We start from the raw sequence: 4,627 nt of genomic DNA, 5'->3' as shown, positions 1-4,627 counted from the left end.
TCCGTTGTACTTTCCTGCATAATGACCTGTAGGAATGCCGGGATTCGAAATTGTTGGATCGATATGACCTTCAATTTGAACCGACTGCGGAATATCCATTACATATTTCATATGGTCCCAACCCAGTGAAATACTATAATTATCCTTAATAAAATAACCGAAGTGAAAATTGAATTGCGGAATACTGATCAGGCTTGGCTTTAGATAATCCCAGGTTAACGGCGTCTGTCTATCATGGGCAACTACATTTTTCAACGTAAAATCATAGCCAGGCCCCTTAAAATTGATATCACTCTTGTCATACCAGGAATGGTTATATCCCCAGGTTACAAAGAAATCTCCCTTTCTGGAAAAATTCCTTTTAACTTCATTTGAGAAAATGCTTTTACCGATTTTCGGGCCATCAGCATTTGCGTCAGAAACTTGCTGCGCACTTAATTTTTTAGAAAAAATTAACAAAAAAAAGAGTAAGTATTGTTTTTTCACGGACAAAAATAATTGAATTACAAACAACTCTGTATGAGCAATGTAATATTATGACTTATAAATGGTTTATCTCAGAACCAAAAAAGACCCGCCAGAATTGACGGGTCTTTTTTGATATAACAGGTTATTAAACACCCAGCAGCAAACGTGCAGGATCTTCTAACAATTGTTTAACCCTTACTAAAAACCCTACCGACTCACGGCCATCAATGATCCTGTGATCGTAAGATAAAGCCAGGTACATCATTGGACGTACAACCACCTCACCTTTTTCAGCAATAGGCCGCTCAATGATATTGTGCATACCTAAAATAGCCGACTGGGGAGAATTGATAATTGGAGTAGACATCATCGATCCAAATACACCACCATTAGTGATGGTAAAAGTACCACCTGTCATTTCTTCGATAGACAATTTACTGTCACGGGCTTTAGTTGCCAGTTCAATTACAGTTTTCTCAATCTGGGCAAGGCTCATGCTTTCCGCATTGCGGATAATAGGAACAACCAAACCCTTAGGCGCAGAAACTGCAATAGAAACATCTACGAAATCGTTATATACAAGCTCTTCACCTTCGATCCTTGCATTTACAGCAGGGAAATCTTTTAAAGCTTCACACACCGCCTTGGTAAAGAAACTCATAAAACCAAGCCCTACACCAAATTTTTCTTTAAACTGATCTTTGTACTTAGTACGCAAATCCATGATTGGCTTCATGTTTACCTCATTAAAAGTGGTCAACATCGCGGTCTCATTTTTTACCGCAACCAAACGTTTAGCTACCGTTTTACGAAGCGGAGTCATTTTCTGTCTGCGCTCATTTCTTGATCCTGCAACTGCAGCAATAACAGGTGCAGCACTTGTTACAGGAGCAGCAGGCTTAGATGCCGGCTTTTGAGCCCCTAAAGCATCTTCTTTTGTAATCCGTCCATCTACTCCGGAACCTTTAACTGAGGCAGGGTCAACACCTTTCTCCGCTAAAATCTTACCTGCAGCCGGAGAAGGCGTACCTGTAGCATAACTTTCTCCATTTTTTTCAGCAACAGGAGAAACCGCTTTTTCTTCGATCACTACTTTCTCAGCCGCCGGTGCTTCTTCTTTTGCTTTAGGTGCCGCAGCCCCTCCATCTTCAATTTTGCAAACAACTGCACCAATTGGTAAAGTATCACCTTCACTGGCCACAGTTCTTAAAGTTCCCGCTTGTTCTGCAGTTAATTCAAAAGTTGCTTTATCTGATTCCAGTTCAGCAATAACTTCATCCATTTCAACTGCTTCACCATCATTCTTTACCCAACGGGATAAAACAACTTCAGTAATTGATTCACCTACCGGCGGAACTTTTATTTCTATACTCATAACTGATGTATTATAATTATCTAATCTACATTAAACACTTTATTCACAGATTTTTTTGCAATTTTCTTTTCTGTCTCCGTTACCGGGACCTCAAAAGCTTTAGCCAAAATATAAGCCTGCTGATCTGCATGCTGTTTTGCAAAACCAGATGCCGTACTGCTGCTTTCTTTTCTGGAAATTACTTCAATCTCACTAAAGATCGTTCTTCTCATTTTGCGAAGCAGATAAGGCCATGCACCCATGTTTTCAGGCTCTTCCTGAACCCAGATGGCTTCGCTTGCATTTTTATATCCGTTATAAACAGCTTCCATTTGCGCTAATGGCAATGGATACAATTGTTCCAGACGTACAATCGCAACATTTTTGATTTTATCTGTCTGTTGTTTCTCCAGCAGCTCGTAATAAATTTTACCACTGCAGAACAATACGCGTGTTACCTCTGCCGGTTTCACATTCACATCGTCAATTACCTCATGGAACTTACCATTGGTAAACTCTTCCAGCTTAGAAACGCATAAGGGATGACGAAGCAAGCTTTTCGGTGTAAACACCACTAAAGGTTTTCTGAAATCTCTTTTAAACTGTCTGCGCAGTGCATGGAAGAAGTTCGCAGGTGTTGTACAATTCGTTACCTGCATGTTATAATCCGCACACAGCTCCATAAAACGCTCAATCCTTGCAGAAGAGTGCTCGGGTCCCTGTCCTTCATAACCATGAGGCAACAGCATCACCAAACCATTTTCTCTCTGCCATTTGGTTTCCGCACTGGCGATATATTGATCCACTACAATTTGAGCACCGTTAAAGAAATCTCCGAACTGTGCTTCCCAAATGGTTAATGCATTTGGATTCGCCATGGCATAACCATATTCAAAACCCAAAACGCCATATTCAGACAAGTGAGAGTTATAGATATCAAATGGCGCCTGCTGATCAGAAATATTTGCCAAAGGGATATATTCCTCTTCAGAATCTTCAAGTGTCAGTACCGCATGACGGTGAGAGAAGGTTCCTCGCTCCACATCCTGACCACTTAAACGAACACGTTTACCTTCTGCCAATAGCGTACCATAAGCCAGTTGTTCCCCCATTGCCCAGTCAAACACATGTGTTGTATTTGCCATTTTGCTTCGTTCATCAAACAGTTTCTCAATTTTCTTAAAGAAGCGTTTATCAGAAGGCAGCGTACTTATTTTTTTTGCGATTTCCAGCAAAGTAGATTTCTTCACTGAAGTATTCGGTGAAGTTTCAAAATCCTTTTCGGTAGCAATACGCATATCTGCCCATGCACCCCCAAACTTCACATCCTGATAAGTGGAGGTAATTTCCTTAGCCTCATTCAGTCGTTCCTGTAAAATTCCACGGAATTCCTTTTCCATTTCCTTTGCCAGGCTCGCTTCCATTTTACCTTCGCTGATGAGTTGTTTGATATAGATGTCACGTGGATTGGCGTGTTTCTCTATCGCTTTATACAACAGCGGCTGTGTAAATTTAGGTTCATCAGACTCATTGTGTCCAAACCTGCGGTAGCATAAAATATCAATAAAAACATCGTTTCTATATCTCTGACGATATTCCATAGCCAGATTAATCGCATAAACAAGGGCTTCTACATCATCACCATTCACATGGAAAACCGGTGAAAGCGTTACTTTTGCAATATCTGTACAGTAGGTACTGGTACGGCCATCTTTATAGTTAGTGGTAAAACCAATCTGGTTGTTGATCACCAGGTGAATGGTTCCTCCGGTTTTATAACCATCTAAACCGGCCATTTGGATCACTTCATAAACAATACCCTGACCGGCTACCGAAGCATCACCATGAATTAATATAGGCGCTATCCTGGCGTTGTCACCAGCATATTTAAAATCAATTTTAGAACGGGTCATCCCTTCTACCACACCATTCACTGTTTCCAGGTGTGACGGGTTAGGGCAAAGACTTAGATGGACACTCTTTCCATCATTCGTCGTTACGTCGGTTGAGTAACCCAAATGGTATTTCACATCCCCACCAAACGGAGAGGCAGCACTATATCCTTTACCTTCAAATTCAGCAAAAATATCCTTATAGGTTTTCTGCATAATATTGGCGAGAACATTGAGACGGCCACGGTGTGCCATACCAATTACAAACTCCTCAATGCCTAGCTCAGACCCTTTTTCAATCACAGAGTCCAGCGCAGGGATCAAAGCCTCAGCACCTTCCAGTGAGAAACGCTTCTGGCCAAGGAATTTGGTTCCCAAAAAGTTCTCAAAACTAACGGCCTCGTTTAATTTCTTTAAAATTCTTCTCTTCTCATCAATAGAGAAATTTGCCGTGTTACGGGCACTCTCCATTTTGTTCTCAATCCAGCTTAATACTTCAGGTGTCCGGACAAATTTATATTCCGCACCAATTGACCTGCAATAAGTTTGCTCCAGAAAAGCAACGATATCGCTCAATTTAGCTGCGCCAATACCAATCTCTATCCCTGAATTAAAAACTGTATCCAGATCATCCTTGCTTAAGCCAAAGTTTTCCAGATCCAGAGTGGGTATGTGTTTGCGTCTCTCCCGGACAGGATTGGTTTTGGTAAACAAATGACCACGGTTTCTGTAACCATTAATGAGATTGAGTACGTTAACTTCTTTAAAGAAATGCTCCGGGGTTTCTGTTGTTACCGATGCTCCTGCTGAACCTCTTCCGAAGTCAAAACCTTCAAAAAATTTTTGCCATCCAAACTCTACAGCATCAGGATCTTCTTTATAAGCTTGATATAAGGAATCTATGTATTCGGCA

The 4,627-nt window shown here is 41.0% G+C and carries 2 protein-coding genes and 1 pseudogene; all 3 read right to left on the bottom strand.

All coding sequences use genetic code 11. The annotated features are described in order from the left end of the window. A pseudogene (locus VNZ46_RS04225) lies at nt 1-486 on the bottom strand (hypothetical protein); the annotation flags it as partial. 127 nt (nt 487-613) lie between these two features. Next, a complete protein-coding gene (gene odhB, locus VNZ46_RS04220; RefSeq protein WP_325558863.1) occupies nt 614-1,843 on the bottom strand; it encodes a 2-oxoglutarate dehydrogenase complex dihydrolipoyllysine-residue succinyltransferase in 1,230 nt (409 codons plus the stop codon). A gap of 20 nt (nt 1,844-1,863) precedes the next feature. Continuing rightward, nucleotides 1,864-4,627, bottom strand: a 2,764-nt coding sequence (locus VNZ46_RS04215) for a 2-oxoglutarate dehydrogenase E1 component (RefSeq protein WP_325558862.1), incomplete at its 5' end; no start/stop codon positions are given.

This window comes from Pedobacter sp., from assembly GCF_035566355.1.
In the GTDB taxonomy this organism is placed as follows: domain Bacteria; phylum Bacteroidota; class Bacteroidia; order Sphingobacteriales; family Sphingobacteriaceae; genus Pedobacter.
The sequence above is the reverse complement of the archived record's forward strand: the minus strand, read 5'-3'. Positions and strand labels throughout refer to the sequence as shown.

Excerpts from the sequence above, each read along its gene's own strand:
- odhB (WP_325558863.1), bottom strand. The coding sequence starts at position 1,843 with ATGAGTATAGAAATAAAAGTTCCGCCGGTAGGTGAATCAATTACTGAA.